The organism is Capilliphycus salinus ALCB114379 (assembly GCF_047276495.1).
Taxonomy (GTDB): Bacteria; Cyanobacteriota; Cyanobacteriia; order Cyanobacteriales; family Microcoleaceae; genus Capilliphycus; species Capilliphycus salinus.
The window spans coordinates 4,246,107-4,264,835 of the sequence record NZ_CP178543.1; the positions used below are offsets into that span (position 1 = coordinate 4,246,107).

General features: G+C 40.7%; 12 protein-coding genes and 1 pseudogene. 4 read left to right on the forward strand and 9 right to left on the reverse strand.

What is annotated here, in order from left to right:
• Positions 1-87: 87 nt before the first annotated feature.
• Both ACL6C3_RS17580 and ACL6C3_RS17585 read right to left on the reverse strand, forming a co-directional pair.
• A complete protein-coding gene (locus ACL6C3_RS17580) occupies positions 88-519 on the reverse strand; it encodes a DUF29 family protein (protein ID WP_413160265.1) in 432 nt (143 codons plus the stop codon).
• A 175-nt stretch (positions 520-694) separates the two neighbouring features.
• Positions 695-1,129 carry a DUF29 family protein gene (locus tag ACL6C3_RS17585; protein ID WP_413160266.1) on the reverse strand — a complete coding sequence of 145 codons (435 nt, stop codon included), beginning with the start codon at positions 1,127-1,129 and terminating at the stop codon, positions 695-697.
• A gap of 450 nt (positions 1,130-1,579) precedes the next feature.
• Between ACL6C3_RS17585 and ACL6C3_RS17590 the strand changes: the two genes are divergently transcribed.
• Positions 1,580-3,124 carry an AAA family ATPase gene (locus tag ACL6C3_RS17590; protein WP_413160268.1) on the forward strand — a complete coding sequence of 515 codons (1,545 nt, stop codon included), beginning with the start codon at positions 1,580-1,582 and terminating at the stop codon, positions 3,122-3,124.
• 116 nt (positions 3,125-3,240) lie between these two features.
• Positions 3,241-3,876 (forward strand): DUF655 domain-containing protein, encoded by a 636-nt coding sequence (locus tag ACL6C3_RS17595; RefSeq protein WP_413160270.1) that lies wholly within the window; start codon positions 3,241-3,243, stop codon positions 3,874-3,876.
• A 271-nt stretch (positions 3,877-4,147) separates the two neighbouring features.
• Here the strand turns inward: ACL6C3_RS17595 and ACL6C3_RS17600 are convergent, their stop codons facing one another.
• The 5 genes from ACL6C3_RS17600 to ACL6C3_RS17620 all read right to left on the reverse strand — a co-directional run bounded on the left by ACL6C3_RS17600 (position 4,148) and on the right by ACL6C3_RS17620 (position 10,727).
• On the reverse strand, positions 4,148-5,497 hold the full coding sequence (locus ACL6C3_RS17600) for a DNA-processing protein DprA (protein ID WP_413160272.1): 1,350 nt from the start codon (positions 5,495-5,497) through the stop codon (positions 4,148-4,150).
• Positions 5,498-7,597 carry a RecQ family ATP-dependent DNA helicase gene (locus ACL6C3_RS17605; protein WP_413160273.1) on the reverse strand — a complete coding sequence of 700 codons (2,100 nt, stop codon included), beginning with the start codon at positions 7,595-7,597 and terminating at the stop codon, positions 5,498-5,500.
• Positions 7,598-7,898: 301 nt separating this feature from the next.
• Positions 7,899-8,234, reverse strand: coding sequence for a XisI protein (locus ACL6C3_RS17610; protein ID WP_413160274.1), 336 nt, complete (start codon positions 8,232-8,234; stop codon positions 7,899-7,901).
• Positions 8,222-8,638 carry a XisH family protein gene (locus tag ACL6C3_RS17615; RefSeq protein ID WP_413160276.1) on the reverse strand — a complete coding sequence of 139 codons (417 nt, stop codon included), beginning with the start codon at positions 8,636-8,638 and terminating at the stop codon, positions 8,222-8,224. Before ACL6C3_RS17615 ends, ACL6C3_RS17610 begins: the two co-directional genes overlap by 13 nt.
• 196 nt (positions 8,639-8,834) lie before the next feature.
• Positions 8,835-10,727: a protein kinase domain-containing protein gene (locus tag ACL6C3_RS17620; protein WP_413160277.1), complete on the reverse strand. Its 1,893-nt coding sequence runs from the start codon at positions 10,725-10,727 to the stop codon at positions 8,835-8,837.
• Positions 10,728-11,082: 355 nt separating this feature from the next.
• On the opposite strand from ACL6C3_RS17620, the gene glcD reads away from it, so the two are divergent.
• Positions 11,083-12,558, forward strand: a complete 1,476-nt coding sequence (gene glcD / locus ACL6C3_RS17625) for a glycolate oxidase subunit GlcD (RefSeq protein WP_413160279.1) — start codon at positions 11,083-11,085, stop codon at positions 12,556-12,558.
• A 554-nt stretch (positions 12,559-13,112) separates the two neighbouring features.
• Here glcD and ACL6C3_RS17630 read toward each other — a convergent pair.
• Both ACL6C3_RS17630 and rpiA read right to left on the reverse strand, forming a co-directional pair.
• Positions 13,113-14,295, reverse strand: a pseudogene (locus ACL6C3_RS17630) (aldo/keto reductase).
• A 103-nt stretch (positions 14,296-14,398) separates the two neighbouring features.
• Positions 14,399-15,112, reverse strand: a complete 714-nt coding sequence (gene rpiA / locus ACL6C3_RS17635; RefSeq protein WP_413160281.1) for a ribose-5-phosphate isomerase RpiA — start codon at positions 15,110-15,112, stop codon at positions 14,399-14,401.
• 302 nt (positions 15,113-15,414) lie between these two features.
• On the opposite strand from rpiA, the gene ACL6C3_RS17640 reads away from it, so the two are divergent.
• A complete protein-coding gene (locus ACL6C3_RS17640; protein ID WP_413160282.1) occupies positions 15,415-18,717 on the forward strand; it encodes a tetratricopeptide repeat protein in 3,303 nt (1,100 codons plus the stop codon).
• Positions 18,718-18,729: the final 12 nt, after the last annotated feature.

Here is an 18,729-nt window from a genome sequence, read left to right on the forward strand (position 1 = left end):
CGCGCCTCTAAACCATCTCTGATACCCATTACTAAATTATCAAAACCCGCCCCGCCCCCAGAACACGCATTAATCAACGACATGGTATTAGATATCTTCGTTATTAATCAACTTCATCGCTTGATTTAAAAGTTCTTCTCGATTAACAATTTCTTCTAATTCTTGCGGTTCGTAGCGTCCTTCTTGAACTTCTAGGGAAGCTTGATCAATTGCGTTTAAATAAGCTTCTTCTAGAGTTTCTAGCAGTTCTTCTTGATTGAGATAATAACCTCCCGCTTTGCGACGTTTATTTTCCCGTTGAATTTCTCGAACCGAGTTCCGAATGGAAACATCCCATGAACGAGTTGTGCGATTTTCTGCTTGTTGTTTAATTAAATGTAGGAGTAAAATAACTGCATAACTGCGAATGGTCTTTAAAATTGCTTTTCGACCCATTTCTTCTAACTCGTCAATCAGGGTTAATGAACCTTTTATATCACCTTTGAGTAGTAATTCTTTTAACTCTATAATTTCTTCCATAACCCAAGAATCAAGAGAGGATAGTTTTATTTTAGCATTTGAGAAGAACCTCTCCCTAAATCCCTCATCAATCCCCCCTTAATCCCTCATCAATCCCCCCTTGATCCCCCCTTAAAAAGGGGGGTGGGGGGTAAGGCGAGGGACTTTGAAATTGATCGGGGTGAGGAGGATGAGATCAATTGATTGTATCTGCGTCAATTAAACTCATCGCTTGACTTAAAATTTCGACTCGATTAACAAGTTGTTCTAATTGGCGAGAATCATAACGCCCTTCTTCAACTTCTAGAGAAGCTTTATTAATGGCTTGTGGATAGGCTTTTTCTAAAATACTATTTAATTCTTCAGAACTCAAATAAACCCCTTTTGATTTGGGACGTTCGTTTAAATTTTGAATTTCTAAAACCGAGTTCCGAATGGAAACATCCCATGAACGAGTTGTCCGATTTTCGGCTTGTTGTTTAATTAAATGTAGGAGTAAAATAACTGCATAACTGCGAATATTGTTAATAATATCTTTTCGACCCATTTCTTCTAACTCGTCAATTAGGGTTAATGAACCTTTGATGTCGCCTTTGAGTAGTAATTCTTTTAACTCTAGAATTTCTTCCATAACCCAAGAATCAAGAGAGGATAGTTTTATTTTAGCATTTGAGAAGAACCTCTCCCTAAATCCCTCATCAATCCCCCCTTTATCCCCCCTTTATCCCCCCTTTATCCCCCCTTAAAAAGGGGGGTGGGGGGTAAGGCGAGGGACTTTGAAATTGATCGGGGTGAGGAGGATGAGATCAATTGATTAATTTTGAGAAGAACCTCTCCCTAAATCCCTCTCCTAAAAGGCGAGGGACTTTGAAATTGTTCAGGGTGAGGACGGTGAGATCAATAGTCAAATCAACTTTTATTAAATTAATTAGTGAACCTATATGTTTCCATTTTATCAAAAAAAACCTCGTTTTAATTATCACTTTTTTAAACTAAAAAATTAGGAATTGGGTCAGCCTCATGTTAGGATGGAAAGAATGCAAGTCAATCGGATCGGATTAACGTGATACGGAGTTAACCCTTGAGTTTTAATCCTGCATTGTGTCGAAACGAAAGGGAAGTCGAGAGTAAACTGATTGTTAGTTATTTGTTACCGCAGTTGGGATACACCCCCAACACTTGGCATCAAGAAGTAACATTCGGTAATATTCGCTTAGATTTCTTATCCTTTGCGGCGCAAGTTATTCCCTTTACCGTTGATGCGGATTCTCCATTAAGTGTGGTCATGGAGGCGAAGCATCCCAATCAAAATTTGAATCGTCACGTTCAAAAACTGCGGCGTTATTTAACCAGTTTGAGCGTCAGATATGGACTCCTAACCAATGGGAAAGAAATCCGAATTTATCAACGGGTTGATGATAATATTGAGTTAGTTTTTCAATGTCCTGGGGAGGAAGTCGAAGCAAAAATAGAGGAAATCAAAGGTTTAATTGGTCGAGAATCCCTCAGACCCAGACAGGAAATTACTCCTGTATCTGATGGGATTGAAACCTTAGATTTTTCTCCCGAACCCAGTTATCAAGTTCTCCTCGAAAATGAGGATATAGAACCCATTCTATTTTCCGCAGAAACTTTTGAACAGACTCCCATCTCAACTGAAAACGAACCAACAGAATCCAGTCAAGAATTATCTCCATTTCCATCAGTTGTATCTCAAAGTTCTATTCTGGAAAGGACAAGTACCATGAAAATTATCGCCGTTTATCACAATAAAGGTGGTGTCGGTAAAACCACCACTGTTGTTAATTTAGCAGCAGCTTTAAGTAAGAAAGGTTATCGAGTTTTAGTGATTGATTTGGACAGCCAAGCCAACACAACCTTTGCAATGGGATTAGTAAAGTTTCAATTTGATGAGGAAGATAATATTAAAGATTCCTACGTTTATCATTTTCTAAAATCGGGAGAACTTGACTTTGTTTCAGATGTTGCCAAAAAGTCTGATGGGTTTAACGATCCGGAAATTGATGTCATTCCTTCTCATATTGACTTGCTACAACATCAAGATTTTTTAAAGAATATTCAAGCCACGCCTTTCAGACTTCCGAGCAAACTTAAGCGGGTAGAAAATGACTATGATATCGTAATTATAGATACTCCTCCATCCCGTGATTTATATGCACAATTACCGCTGATTGCTGCCGATTATTTAATTATACCATCGGATCTCAAACCTTTTGCGAATCAAGGATTATCTAATGTTAAAACCTTAATTAAAGACGTTAACGAGTTTCGGATGTCAAGCGGACGACCCCCGATCAATCTTTTGGGGGTTTTACCTTCTAAAATAGCCACTAACGCTCGATACTTACAATATGTATTTCCGCGACAAAAACAAGTCATTCCTGAAAAATATGAACTTCCACTCATGGATAGTGTTATTTTTGAAAGGACAGCTTTATCTCAATGTCTAAATGAGACAATTATTGTAGGAGAATTAGAAATTGCCGAACCCCAGTCTATTTTTAAATATGCAGAAAAAAATTCCTCAGCAAGTAATGCTGCTAGTCAATCTATCGATGAATTTGAAGCGCTCGCTACAGAAGTTTTAAGAAAAATGGGAGTTTAAAAGTGATTAAGTTTTCCTATGTGGATGTTAAATCAATTACCTCAGATGTTCCCCGCTCAGAATTTTCTGAAGCTGAAATTGACACTTTAGCCGATTTAATTCTAGAGTGTGAGGGAGTGTTAAAACCGATATTCTTACAGCAAATTGATTTGGATCAGTACAAAGTCATTGAGGGAGATTTAGAATATTATGCTGCGGTGAGAGCGAAGGAAAAAAACTTGCGTCAGGGAGAGATGATTAATGCAATTATTGTTTCTCCCGCTCAAGAAAAATCTATCAAGCAACAACTGGACTTTTTCAAGAAATCTCAATCTTTAAATGTTCCAGAAAAAAGAGAAAACAACCCCAGTCAAACGAATTTTGATGGCGTTGAGTCTCGAATATTGAATATAGAGTCTCGCCAAAATAATCTAGAATCACGTCTAAATAAAGTCTTTGATCAACAAAATTCAAAACTCGAAAGCATTAATCAAAAATATGATCGGGAGATACAAGAGATCAAATCTCAAATCCCAAAAAAATCGCAACCACTTGAGGCTTTTAATACTTTGACTATATCCGAACTGGCTTTTCGCTTGAAAAGTGCTAATATCACCGGAAAAACGGCTGATAAAATTATTCAAAATATAGAACGTGAACGATCTAAAAAGCCGTTTGAATCTCTAGGAGATATTATCGAGCGTATTGAAGGATTAGGGGATAAGAGGATGATCTCAATTCTTGATACTTGGTCAAGAACACTATTTTTATAATACCCAAAACGGGTGGGGTCTGTCAAACCGATTTCTGTTAAAATTCACAATAATTGTGAGTCAAATTTTGGGGTGGGGGCGGGTTTATTTAGGTTGTTGATGAGAAATATAAATCTCTGCGGAACCCGCCCCCTACAAAACGGGTGGCGTGCATCAAACAGATTTCTGTTAAAATTCACAATAATTGTGAGTCAAATTTTGGGGTGGGGGCGGGTTTATTTAGGTTGTTGATGAGAAATATAAATCTCTGCGGAACCCGCCCCTACATGGGCTAATTGATAAAATCCAATAAGTTTTTATCGGCAATAACATAGGTTTTTGCTGGTTTTTTAAGCTTTTCAACTTTCTTTTCTGCCACCGCTTTTTTTAACCATTCTCGCATTTGTCCGATTTGTACATCCAAACGTTCGGCGAGAGATTTATCATCTAACGGTTCTTGTAGATGTTTTAATATAATTGGTAGAACCGCTTGATAAATTTCTTCAGCAGGAATAGAGGGAACTGTCTGTTGTTCTTCTAAAGTATTTTGTGCAGAAATTGATTCATTCTCTACTAATTTTTCCGCAGTTTCAGCCGGATGAGTTTCTACATTTTCTTCTAAATTATACTCATTTTCTGATGGTTTTTCTTCCTGTTGTTCGTTTTCCTCCTCAATATTTTTCTCTATTAACTCCGGCGGTTTTGAGAGAAAATCATGTAAATAATCATTCCACTCAATTAGTTTAAACGGTCTTGCACCTTGCTCAACCAATTGTTGATTTCCTTCGGGAACATTATCTTCCATTCGCACCCAAACGGGAACCTCTTTAATTTTTTCTAACGCTTCAATTGCACCCGCCCAAGTTCCGCCTTGACGCACAGAAGAACTAATAACTAAAGCATAATTTGCCAAAGCATAAATATATTTATTCCGTCCCATTGCATTACCGACAGAAAAACCCGCGTTGGGATCGTAAGTAGAAATTAAAGTGAGTTGACCCTCTCGAATACTGTCTCTATATTTGCCCAAAGTTGCCGCTTTGAGTAAACTATCTGCTAACACACCGATCGCCGTTCCTCCCGCTTCTAATATCCCCAACATTGACGCCTGATCGACGCCTTTCGCTCCCCCTGAAATAATTTGAATTTTTTCTTCTGCACAAATTCGAGCAATTTGTTGAGTATATTCTACCGCTTCTTCGTCAATATTTCGCGAACCAACAACTGCTAATCCTCCTTTAGAAAGTAATTCTATCTCGCCCACACCATACAGAATAGCAGGTGCAGAATGTTTCAATCTTTGCTTGAGAAATAGAGGATATTCCCCATCACCCCGACCAATAATCCAGACTCCTTGATTCGTCCATTTTTCCACTGCAAAAGCGAACATTGCACCCCGTTCAAGTAAAGCAAAAATTCGGCTCGGATCGAGTTTATCACCCGGTAAACTTTGCAATTTAATTTGAGTATTTTTATCCAATAAATCTTGGGGTCGCATCCGATTTTCCTGCAACCATTTCGCCAAGAGATTATACTCTTTCAGCGTTAACGGTTTGGGTTCGGCTTGTCGATTTTCTCCAAAACTTGCACAGAGTAATAATATCGCTTCGGTATCAGCAGAAACCGTAAAATTAACCATCATTTAATCACTTGTAAAGCCTAAAGAATTCTGAGTCAAAGCCATCGGAAAAACGTTTCCACTTCCGGCTTGACGCAAAAGAGCAGCAACGACTGTAAATGTCCAGCGAGAATCAACAAAATCATCCACTAAAAAAACCGATCCTTTCATTCTTTCCCAACTCTCGACGACAAACACACCATCTAAATTATGAGCTTGTTGATAACTGTTACTCATGGTTTTTTGAGGTTGATTTTGACGAACTTTTTTCACCACTGGAACAAACGGTAATTGTAATTGATGGGCGAGTCGTTGGGCGAAGTTGGGAACTAATTCAGGACGTTTTAGGGAAGGTACACAAGTCACCCAAGTCGGAAAAGGTTGAGGCTTCCAGCGTTGAATCATTTCCACCATGCCTTGTACTAAAGTATCACTAAACTGGCAATCTTCATACTTTCCTTTTTTAACCAATTCTCCCCATCCCGCATCCCCCCAAAGAGATAACGCTCGACCTTCTTCTGCTCTTAAATTATCCCGAATATTACCAGAAAAGCCGTACATTTGCAAGGCTTGTGGAGTCCATTTTTTGCGGGGTGAAATTTTGTGATCGCTGCGGCGAAGATATTGAATGGCTTGATTTGTTCGTTCTATTGAACAGGTTATCGGAAGTAACGGTTTTCCCAAACAAACCGCACATTTACCGCAAGGAATACAGTTGGGATCATCAAGAGCGTTGGCGAGAAACTGCATTAAACAGTTTTGAGTTTCCATATATTCTCGCATTTGTTCTTGTTCTTGATAGCGAAGTTCTGTTAATTGTTCAATTTTTTTCTGATTGGGTTGATAAATGACGGGTGTAGCAAACCATTTAGAACCCTGTTTGGTTACGGGAGTTGGAGATTCCAGCGATAACAGTTTTAAGACTTTGCTAATTTGACCTTGAGAGAGGTTTAAATCCTGCTGTATCTGAGGAATTGATAACCCTTCTTCGGCTTGATTTAAACAGTCTAAAACTTGTTGGGTATGTGCTTCTGGGGGGAAAGCGGTTTGAATAAAATAGTTGGTGATTTCTTCGTCTTCTTCCCCACTTAATAAAATACCATAGGCTGATTCCACCGCTCGTCCGGCTCGTCCAACTTGTTGATAATAATGAACGACTGAACCGGGACGTTGATAGTGAATTACAAACCCCAAATCTGGCTTATCAAAACCCATTCCTAACGCTGTGGTTGCGACTAATGCTTTCAGTTGATTATTCAACAGTTGATCTTCAAGCATTTCTCGGTTTTCTTGAACATCAGCATGATAAGCTTTAGCATGAATTCCATTCTGTTTTAACCAATCTGCAATTCGTTCGGTATCTTTGACGGTTAACGCATAAATTATACCACTTCCCGGTAACTTTGGGAGGTTTTCAACCAACCATGCTAAACGTTCGGCTGGACTCGAAAGTTTAATATTTTGTAGTTTTAAACTTGGACGGGTTAAAGTTCCTCGAAAGACCCAAAGTTCCTCACCCAATTGTTCGATAATATCGCGAACAACTCGATTATTTGCGGTGGCGGTTGTAGCCAAAGCGGGAATATTGCGGGGTAATGCTTGTAACACTCGAACGATGCGGCGATAATCGGGACGAAAATCGTGTCCCCAGTCGGATATACAATGGGCTTCATCAACAACAAATAATCCTATTCTTTGAGAAATTTGGGAGAGAACCGTGTTTTGAAAGTCTTCATTTGCCAATCGTTCGGGAGAGATTAATAATAGGTCGATTTTTCCGTTAATTAATTGAGTTTTAACCGCTTCCCAGTCTTCGGTATTACTAGAATTAATCGTAGCAGCTTTAACGCCAATTCGTTCGGCTGCTACAATTTGATTTCGCATTAAGGCTAACAACGGTGAGATTAATAATGTCGGCCCGCTTCCTTGTTCTCTAAACAGACGAGTTGCGAGAAAATAGACTAAACTTTTCCCCCATCCCGTCCGTTGTACGACTAACAATTGAGAGCGATTTTCTACCAATTCTGCGATCGCTTCCCACTGTCCATCCCGAAAATTTGCATCGGAATTCTTTAGGGCTTCACGTAATAGCAATAAAGCCCGAACTTTTAAAGCGTTATTCATTTTTAATGCACACTGATTCGTTAATTTGGCGATATTTTTCTATTTTGAATGATGTTTTTAGTTCGGACAAACTTTCTTAAAAAATCTTAATTTTAGGGTAATTTATACTAACTAAAATTGAAATGAAACCACGTTATTTAGCATTTAGAACCTCTCCCTAAATCCCTCTCCTACCAGGCGAGGGACTTTGAGGCATGGCGATCGCCGAAGCGATGAAAATAGATATACTACAATCAGATAAGCTTGTAGGCTTGTCTCAAGAATGTCTGCTAGGATCGCGAAGCCACTTCTCACGAAGCTACTACACTATACTATACTTTGTGAAGGGTCGTTTATAGGGATGCTGTAATCCTAAGATAATATCTTCTTTAGGAATACCCATCTCTACCAATTCTTCAGCAATAAGAATATCCGTTGTATTCCGTTGAATCCAAATTTTCCCATCTTTAATATCAAGATGAATGATACAATTGTAAATCCGATCATAATCTTCCCAACCCAACTCTAAAATTTGATAATGGTCTCGTTCAGTATCAAATATTAACTGAGTTTCAAGATTTTCTTCTGAATTTTTAAACTGACTATATTTTATTAATAATGATTGAATAATTTGACGATATTTTTCTAGTTTGTCCATTGTAATATCACCTCATTAATAGAATCATAAACAATCATTTTAACCTGATATTCTTGCACTGATGCCTGGGCTAAGTCTCGACCGAAAAAAGATCGATAGGTTTCTATTGGAACTGCAAGGTACAAAGTTCGTTCAGGCTGAGTGCGCTGCAATACTAATCGATAATTTAGGAACTGTCCTAATGCTGCATGATAATCAAAGAGTTCAGATTCATTCAAGAAACTCTTGATTTCAACTGCTATTTTTTTGCCCGCTTTTTCTGCTGCTAGTATTCTCTCAGCACCGAGATCAATTAAAACTTTATCCTTACCAAATTTTACAACAAGCGGATCATCTGTAATTATCCAATCCTCTTTTTGAAGTGCTTGCCTTACCGCTTCGTGAAAAATATCCTTTGCTGGCACAGATGAACTCCTCACACTGCGTCTTAATAATTGGAGATAGTTTTATTTTAGCGTTTCAGTGCGATCGCAGTTTTTTAGAGTATTTGCACCCAATTCTGGGGGGAGTGATCTGGGTTACTTTTTTACAAATCAGGTAATACCGCTTCGCGAAAGTCAGAAGTCAATTTGTTGTTAAACCCGCCCCCGACAAACGTTTTTACTGTCCCCGCCACAATTTAATCGTCCTGTCAGAACTTCCACTGGCTAACGTTAGACCGTCGGGACTGAAAGTTACAGAATTGACAGTATTTGAACGTCTGGTGAGAGTGGCAATTTCCCGTTGAGTCTGCACATCCCACAATTTTATCGTGTCGTCACCACTCCCACTGGCTAAGGTTTGACTATCGGGACTGAAAGCTACAGAATTGACCCAATTTGAATGTCCGGTGAGCGTGGCAATTTCCCGTCGGGTCTGCACATCCCACAATTTTATCGTTTTGTCATTACCGCCACTGGCTAAGGTTCGACCATCGGGACTTATGGCTACAGAATTGACCCAATCTGAATGTCCGGTGAGAGTGGCAATTTGTCGTTGAGTCTGCACATCCCACAATTTTATCGTCTTGTCACCATTCCCACTAGCCAAGGTTCGACCATCGGGACTGAAAGCTACAGACCTGACAGAATTTGAACGTCCGGTGAGAGTGGCAATTTGTCGTTGAGTCTGTACATCCCACAATTTGATTGTGTTGTCCCAACTCCCACTGGCTAAGGTTCGACCATCGGGACTGAAAGCTACAGACCTGACAGAATTTGAACGTCCGGTGAGAGTGGCAATTTGTCGTTGAGTCTGTACATCCCACAATTTGATTGTGTTGTCCCAACTCCCACTGGCTAAGGTTCGACCATCCCGACTGAAGGCTACAGACCTGACCCAGTTTAAATGTCCTCTCAAGGTGGCGATTTCCCGTCGGGTGAGAACATCCCACAATTTTATCGTTTTATCTAAACTCCCACTGGCTAAGGTTCGACCATCCCGACTGTAGGCGATAGAAGTGACAGTATTTGAATGTCCCTTAAAAGTGGTGACTAAAGTTAGATTTTGCCCATTTCTTGAGGAAGTTTGAACAACTTTTGGTTGAGGAGAAACGGGAGATTGAATTTTTAACGCTGAAATAGGGGAAGTTTGAACAACTGTTGGTTGAGGAGAAACGGGAGATTGAATTTTTAACGCTTCTAAAACTTCTACAACGGACGAGAAACGATTTTCAATATTTTCTTGTAACAGCTTATCTAAAATTTCCCCCAATTCTTGACTCACCGAACCCTTTAAAGACTTTCGCCAGTTTCCCGTCCAACTGTAACCTTGTCTCAGGGATAATTCGTAGGGATGTACATCGGTTAACAGGTGAAAACAGGTTGCTCCCAAACTAAATAAATCACTCGCCCGATACGCTTCGCCGCCTAACATTTGTTCGATAGGTGCATAACCGAGCGAACCGATTTGAGTCCCGATTTGAGTTGATAACACGGTTTTTGATAACTCTTTTGCAACCCCAAAATCGAGCAGGACAAACTGACCATCCTCCCGACGCCGGATAATATTTTCCGGTTTAATATCCCGGTGAATGACGTTTTTTTGATGGATAAACTCAATCACAGGTAATAAACTGAGTAACAGGTCTTTAACTTGCTGTTCGTTCCAAATGCCTTGCTGTTCTAAAAGTTCTGATAAGTTCTCGCCTTCCACATATTCTTGAACCAAATAAAGCTGGTTATTGTCTTCAAAATAGGCGGATAATATGGGAATTTGGTCATGTTTTCCCAGTTGTTGGAGTTGTCTGGCTTCCCGTTCAAAGAGTTGGATTGCTTTTTGTAATGCTGCGGTTCCCTGCACGCTCGGCACAAACTGTTTAACCACACAATATTCTTTTAGTTTATCATGATATTCTGCCAAATAGGTTCGACCAAATCCCCCCTGTCCCAACAGTTTAATGATGCGAAATCGTCCCCGCAGCAGGTCGGGTATTTTCACCCCGCAAGCCTGACAATAAACCACATCATCGGGGTTTTGCGGCTTAGGACATTGGGGGTTGATGCAGCATTTCATGGTTTTGAGGGGTGATTATTTTATTTCTATTTTGCCCAAATTTTTCGGAAAATTAACCCTTTCCCGTTCATTGAATATTATAGCCTGGGGAATAAAAACCGGGTAACTCCTAAGAAACCGGGTTGTTGGGGTTTATCTATCAATAAAAATTGGATAATCGAGTTTTGGGGAATACTGTGGGGAATAAAAACCCGGTTTCTCGGAGAAACCGGGTTGTTGGGATTTATCTATCAATAAAAATTAATAAAAACCCGGTTTTTTGAAAAGAGAGGGTTTTTGGGATTGATTGGTTTTTTTGGATGTATTGCTGTTAAAATAATACAATTACTAAAACGCTCTATCAATACACAACTCAATGCTGACCCAAGACAAACAACAAAAACGCAATTGGAAACCGATTATTAAACAATTTGAAGCGACAGTCGGAAAACGGGGCGTGGTTCAACGCAAGGAAGAATTATTAGTTTATGAATGCGATGGACTCACCAGTTATCGCCAACGTCCCGCTTTGGTTGTCTTACCCCGAACCACCGAAGAAGTCGCCGAAGCCGTGAAAATATGCGATCGCCATAACCTTCCTTGGGTGGCGAGAGGGGCGGGAACGGGCTTATCTGGCGGCGCTTTACCCGTCGAAGATTGTGTTTTAATTGTCACGGCGTTGATGCGAAAAATCCTAAATGTTGACCTCGAAAATCAACGAGTTGTCGTACAACCGGGGGTCATTAATAATTGGGTAACGCAAACGGTAAGCGGGGCTGGATTTTATTACGCCCCCGATCCTTCCAGTCAAATTATTTGTTCAATTGGGGGAAATGTTGCGGAAAATTCCGGCGGGGTTCACTGTTTGAAATATGGGGTAACAACCAATCACGTTTTAGGCTTAAAAATAGTCACGCCTGAAGGTGAAATTGTCGAGATTGGCGGAGAAGTTCCCGAAATGCCGGGATATGATTTAACAGGTTTATTTGTGGGTTCGGAAGGAACGTTAGGAATTGCCACAGAAATCACGTTAAGGATTCTCAAAGCCCCGGAAAATATCTGTGTTTTGTTGGCAGATTTCCCGACAATAGAAGCGGCTGGCGCTGCGGTTTCTGATATTATTGGGGCGGGGATTATTCCAGGGGGAATGGAAATTATGGATAATCTCAGTATTAATGCGGTGGAAGATGTGGTAAATACTGGGCTTTATCCGCGAGATGCGGGGGCGATTTTGTTGGTTGAAGTTGACGGTTTGGAAGTGGAAGTTGCGGAAAATAAACAGCGAATTGCCGAGATTTGTAAAAACAACGGGGCGCGTAATATTACGATAGAATCTGAACCAGAAAAACGATTAAAAATCTGGAAAGGACGGAAGGCGGCGTTTGCGGCTGCGGGTCATGTTAGCCCGGATTATTATGTTCAAGATGGGGTAATTCCCCGAACTCAAATGGCTTATGTTTTGAAAGAAATTGAGGCTTTGAGTGAGAAATATGGGTATCGCATTGCTAACGTATTTCATGCGGGAGATGGCAACCTTCACCCGTTGATTTTGTATGACAATTCTGTTGAAGGGGCGTTAGAAGTTGTTGAGGAAATTGGCGGCGAAATTCTCAAGATTTGTGTGAAAGTTGGGGGAAGTCTTTCGGGCGAACACGGTATTGGTTCGGACAAGAGTTGTTATATGCCGGAAATGTTTAATGAAACGGATTTAGATACAATGAAATGGGTTCGAGAGGTGTTTAATTCTAAGGGTTTGGCGAACCCCGGAAAGCTGTTTCCAACGCCTCGAACTTGTGGAGAATCTGCTAAAGTTCAGAATGTGAAACAGTTTGAAGGGGCGGAGGTTTTTTAAAAAGAATCCCCCTAAATCCCCCTTAAAAAGGGGGACTTTATTCCCCTAAATCTCCCTTAAAAAGGGGGGTGAGGCGAGGGGGAATTTTTCCGCTTCCCTCTCCTAAAAGATCAGGGTTTGACCTCTCCCCCTAGCCCCCTCTCCTAAAAGGCGAGGGGGAATTTTTCCAGTTCCCTTTCCTCGTAGGAGAGGGTTAGGGAGAGGTCGAAAAGGTTGGGGAATTTTTTTGAGTAGAGAATTATCAAACTATTAATTTAATAACTCCTCACTTTTATTATTCCCCTCAATTCTTCCCCCCTTTTTAAGGGGGGCTAGGGGGGATCAAAGCGTTAAGGGGGGCTAGGGGGGATCAAAGCGTTAAGGGGGGCTAGGGGGGATCAAAGCGTTAAGGGGGGCTAGGGGGGATCAAAGCGTTAAGGGGGGCTAGGGGGGATCAAAGCGTTAAGGGGGGCTAGGGGGGATCAAAGCGTTAAGGGGGGCTAGGGGGGATCAAAGTGTTAAGGGGGGCTAGGGGGGATCAAAGCGAGACTGGGGAAAAGGTCAAAAATACAAGTTTAACTTTGAGATAACCGCTTAACTTCTCCTCCTCCTAACATCTGATGAGTTTCTGCTAAATAGCCGGGAATTTTATCGGCGTTGGGGCTATTGGCTAAACATTGACTCAGGTCAACTTGTTCAACATTGGCGGCATTTTTTCCGGGGAACCAATGACCGCCATTTCCTAACAGATTATACCGCATTTTTCCGTATTCTACCAGATCGTAAGCGATCGCCAAATTTCGCAGCCATAAAATCACGGGAATATTGATGTTATTGGGCGTATTTTCTGGGGTAGGTAAGCCGATTTGCCAGGTTTTAAACCAATCTTTTCCTAAAGAGTTTATCGCTTGTTTTTCTAAACGTTCTAAAATGGGCGGTAAAATTTCATCATAACGATCTAGTAAATCAATGGTTTTTAAATGTTCATCAAAATCGGTGGGTTTAGAAGCGCCCACACTCAAGGTATGAACTTGTGGATGACTCAAACAAAATAAGTCATTAAACACCATTGGACTCAAGGGAGAACACAGTTCAACCAATTTTTTCGGGGGGTTATAAAGTTTTCCGCCTTTGTCTGAAGGGCTAATAATAAATACCCCCATATCGTGGCGGGTTGCGGCTTCAATTGCCGGCCAGTTTAACTGATTGATGTAATACCAATGCAGATTTACATAATCAAATTGATCGGTTTCTATGGTTTTTGTAATCACATCAGTCGGCCCCGTGAGTGGAGAAACCAACAAACCTGACTTTGCCTTGTTCTTGAAATTTTCGGGCTTCATCCAAACAGCCTCCGGGTCTGATTGTCCAGTCGAGTAACTCGGGAGTATTAATGCCGTGAATGCCCAATAAATCAATATGATCTAATTGCAAAAAAGCCAAAGATTGATGAAATTTTCGCCGAAATTCTTTGGGGTTTTCAGCGGGAGAAACTTTGGTTTGAATAATCAATTGTTCGCGGGGAAATTTGGGTAAAACTTGCCCAAGTTGCATTTCTGAGGTTCCATATCCCCGTGCGGTTTCAATATGATTAATCCCACATTCAAAAGAACGGCGAATGGTCGCTTCTAGATTGGTTTGATTCTCAATTGGAATTTGATGGGCTGGAATATCTTTCCATTGATGCTGATACCGCATTCCACCACAAGAGAATATCGGCATCGGCAATTCTGTACGTCCAAATCGTCTATAATACATCATACGGATGAGAAGACTAACGACTTTATTTTCCAGTTTATTTATTCCATTGTAATCAATACAGAGACGTTCGGCTTGAACGCCTCCGAAGCGCTGAGGAAACTTAGGAAATTTCGCGGATCAGGGGTTTTCCGTCTTTGATTTCTCCGACTAAGATTAAGTCAGCAACACCCACAAATAAACCATTTTCTAAAACACCGGGAATATTATTCAGGGTTTGTTCTAATTCGGCGGGGTTATCAATAGAGTCAAATTTGACATCAATCACCATATTTCCTTGGTCGGTAATCACTGGCCCCGCTTTTTTTACCCCCATACGAAGGGTTGGTTTTCCGCCGAGTTTTTCAATTTTTTGCATCACCGGCGTAATGGCTAATGGTAGAACTTCTACGGGGAGTAAAAAGGTCGATCCTAACTTTTCAACCAGTTTGGAACTATCAACAACTACGATAAATTGATCGGCTAAAGTATCAACAATTTTTTCGCGAGTATGTGCCGCACCTCCGCCTTTAATTAGATTCTTATTGGGATCGACTTCATCGGCGCCGTCAATGGCAACATCCATGTGATCAATTTCGTCTAATGTTGTTAGGGGAATGCCGTATTGTTTGGCGAGTACAGAGGCTTGAAATGATGTCGGAACGCCTTTAATATCTTTGAGTTCTCCACTTTGAAGACGTTCTCCTAAATACTGAATGGTGTAGGCTGTGGTTGACCCCGTACCCAAACCGACAATAGAACCGGACTGGACGCGATCGGCTGCGGCTTTACCGACTTGCTGTTTCATCAACTTGACGGGATCTTGTTCGCTACTCATGTTTATTACTCCTCAATTTATGGTCATTTTTGGACAATTGGCAATTAAAATTTTAATTACCCCCTGTTTACTGTACCGCGTTAGGGGCATTCTCGAATAGTATATCCCGATTTGACAGTCATCTGACAATGGACAACTCGGCCCATAATCCCAGTTTGTGGCAAGATCGCAAAACAAACAGCATCCCAATCAATCGTTTATACAATATTTTGATAAGCTTATAGATATAGTACCACAATCATTAAATCCGAGCAAATCTAACGATAATTTTAACAGACAACGATAAAATTAAGGAGTTGGGTGTGAATTTTTCATTGGTTGAAACTTATTTTAAAAACGGTCTTCAGTTTCAGGAAGCGGGAAACTGGGCGGAAGCGATCGCCTGTTATCAGCAAGCCCTCCAAATTGCCCCCCATCAAGCAGAAATTTATCAAAAACTCGCGGAAGTTTTTGTTTGGAATGGGGAGTTAGAAGCGGGGATCAAAGCGATTCAAACCGCAGTCAATTTAAAGCCTAATTTTGCCGGGGCTTATCTTAGTTTGGGAAATATCCTACAACAACAAAATCAGATCGAACTGGCAATTTGGGCTTATACCCAAGCTCTTGATATCCAGCCCAATTTCACGGAGGCTCAAGCCAATTTGGGCAGTATGTATTATCATTTGAAGCGGTTTTCTGAAGCCGTACACTGTTATCAACAAGCGATTAAGTTTAACCCCAATTCTGCTGTTATTTATTGGATGCTTGGAAACGCTTTTTCTCAAACTCACCAAGTTGAACAAGCTATTTCTTGCTATCAAAAAGCGATAGACCTGCAAGCCGATGAAGTTAGATTTTACTTTAAGCTCGCTTCTATTTTAGCAGGTAAAGGGCAAAAAATACAAGCAATTTCTTGTTATCAAACGGTGTTAAAATTACAGCCCGATTGTCAAGAAGCCAGGGAAGCACTTCAGCAATTAACTCGGGATCAATTCGCGGATAATCTCACGGGTTTAACCTTTGTTTCCGACTCTAGCGAACAATTTGAAGAACGCGGAGTTGACTTGGCGAGTCCGTTAACAGAGGCGATAAAAGCCGAACCAAGCCATTCAATTTATTCGCCTAAAACAGAAGATATTTTTGTTGAAAATACCAAAAATATTTGCCAGTTAGAAACCCAATTTGAGCGGCTAAAAACTTATCAATTGCAGGCGAATTTTTATATCAATACGGGTGAATTTGAACGGGCGATCGCGATCGGTCAGGAAGCGTTAAAAATACAACCCAATTTTTATCACGCCTACGTTATCTTGGGGAATGCGCTGCACTTTCAAGGGAAATTAGAAGCAGCAATTCGCGCCTATTCTCAAGCGTTAGAACTTCAGCCCAACGTTGCCGAAGTTTATGGAAATCGGGGTACAATGTACGCGAAACTCAATAGAATAGACGAAGCGATCGCGGATTATCAAAAAGCGCTAGAACTACAGCCCTATTTCGCCGTTGTTCGTTGGAATTTAGGAAAGATTTTTCAACGGTTGGGAAGACTAGATGAAGCCGTTTCCAGTTGGAAAACCGCCCTGGAAATTCAACCGAACTTGAGAGGGGGTAAATTACACATTGAATTGGGGAATATTCTCACCCATCAGAAAAAATATCCAGAAGCAATTTCCTGCTATCAAAAAGCGCTAGAACTACAACCCAACGAAGGAGAAGCCTATCTAAATTTAGGTTGTCTCTATTCCGAACAAAAACAATATGAAGCCGCAATTAAAAGCTTTCAAGCTGGAATTGAAATTAATCCCCAAAATACCGATTTCTATCTGAATATGGGGTTTGCTTTAGTAAAATTAAACCGCTATACAGAAGCAATCAACTGTTATCAAAACTTGCTAAAAGTTCAGCCAGAAACTCCAGAAGCCTATGCGAGTTTAGGGAATATCTACGCTAATGTGGGTGAAGTCGAACAGGCGATTAAACATTACGAACAAGCGATTAAACTTAAGCCAGACTGGGCAGAAATTTACTGTCGTTTAGCCCATATTCAAAAGCAAGAACAACCCCAAGCCGCAATTGTTAATTTAGAAAAAGCAATTGAACTGAACCCCGACTATGTAGAAGCCCATCAACAATTATGCGATCTGCTGAGTCATTCAACAAATCTTACCAAAGCCAGACAAGCAGCCGATCAATACTGTCAACAATGCGGTGAAAAAGTTCCGGTTTTATCGGCAATTGCTTATATTTTTGCTTACACTCAATCGGGCGCTTATCAACAAGCTGTTTCTAAACTTGTAGAACTTGAAAAAATTTGTAATGAACGGATTAAAACCTTCTCCCTGTTTGAAGTCAATTTATTGTATGAGATTTTAATTTTTATTGTTTCCCATGTGCGAGATGCTTTAGTTGAGAACGCCAACTTCTATAAACTTATTGCGGCAGAATATTATCATCGGCGAGTGAAGCAACCGTTAAAAGGTGTTGAAAATCTGGCTAGTTTTTCAACAGATCAAACAGTAAGACCGCTGAAAATCGGTTTTCTTTCCAAACACTTTCGCCGTCATTCGGTCGGTTGGTGTAGTCAATCATTAATTCGGGAATTATCCGCCATTACCCCCAACGTTCATTTATATGTAACCGGACGATTACAAGCCGATGAAGTTACCCAAAACTTTGAACAAATCGCCCAGAAATTATATTGGCCTAAATCCTACCCGAATGGGTTTGCATCAGCCGAAGAATTAGCCCAAGAAATCTTACAGGATCGGATCGATATTTTAATCGATTTAGACTCCGTAACCGTCCCCGCCAACGTCCAGATTTTGAACTATTCACCCGCTCCCGTCTGTGCGACTTGGCTTGGTTTTGACGCGCCTTATATCACCGACAAACATTATTTTCTCTGCGACTGGAACACCCATCCGAGCGGACGAGAACAACATTATCGTGAAAAATTAATTCGTTTACCCGAAACTTCTGTGGCGATTTCGGGATTAGCAAGCTGTAAAGTCAATCGCAATTTAGTTAGAAAACAGTTGGGAATTGATGCGGATAAACTGGTATATTTGTGTGTGGCTCCCGGTCGGAAAACGAACTTTGAAATGATCGAAGCGCAAGTTAAAATTCTCAAAGCAGTACCCGAGAGTTTAATGATTAGAAAAGGTCAAGGCGATCATCTTTTAATTCGGGAAATGTATCGTCAAGCCTGCGAAGAACAGGGGGTTGATTTTGATCGAATTCTGTTTATTGGCTTAACCAAAACTGAAGAAGAACACCGGGCTATTTATCAAGTGGTTGATGTTTTATTAGATTCCTATCCCTACAATGGCGGGACCCATAATTTAGAGGCTTTGTGGTCAAATTTACCGATTTTAACCAGAGCGGGCGAACAGTATCTTTCTCGCATGGGTTACGCCTTTTTACAAGCGGTTAACTTGGATGTTGGTGTGGCTTGGAGTTGGGAAGAATACACCGAACTTGGGATAAAATTGGGAATGGATGCTAATTTAAGAACTGAAATTCGAGAGCATTTAATCCGCTCCAAACAACCAGAAAACTTAGCGCCTTTGTGGAATCCTAAAAACTTAGCCCAACAGATGTATAAAGTGTTTGAAAAATTGCGGTTTTAAAGCCACTAAGTT

Excerpts from the sequence above, each read along its gene's own strand:
- ACL6C3_RS17580 (WP_413160265.1), bottom strand. The coding sequence starts at position 519 with ATGGAAGAAATTATAGAGTTAAAAGAATTACTACTCAAAGGTGATATA.
- ACL6C3_RS17585 (WP_413160266.1), bottom strand. The coding sequence starts at position 1,129 with ATGGAAGAAATTCTAGAGTTAAAAGAATTACTACTCAAAGGCGACATC.
- ACL6C3_RS17600 (WP_413160272.1), bottom strand. The coding sequence starts at position 5,497 with ATGATGGTTAATTTTACGGTTTCTGCTGATACCGAAGCGATATTATTA.
- ACL6C3_RS17605 (WP_413160273.1), bottom strand. The coding sequence starts at position 7,597 with ATGAATAACGCTTTAAAAGTTCGGGCTTTATTGCTATTACGTGAAGCC.
- ACL6C3_RS17610 (WP_413160274.1), bottom strand. The coding sequence starts at position 8,234 with ATGGACAAACTAGAAAAATATCGTCAAATTATTCAATCATTATTAATA.
- ACL6C3_RS17620 (WP_413160277.1), bottom strand. The coding sequence starts at position 10,727 with ATGAAATGCTGCATCAACCCCCAATGTCCTAAGCCGCAAAACCCCGAT.
- glcD (WP_413160279.1), top strand. The coding sequence starts at position 11,083 with ATGCTGACCCAAGACAAACAACAAAAACGCAATTGGAAACCGATTATT.
- rpiA (WP_413160281.1), bottom strand. The coding sequence starts at position 15,112 with ATGAGTAGCGAACAAGATCCCGTCAAGTTGATGAAACAGCAAGTCGGT.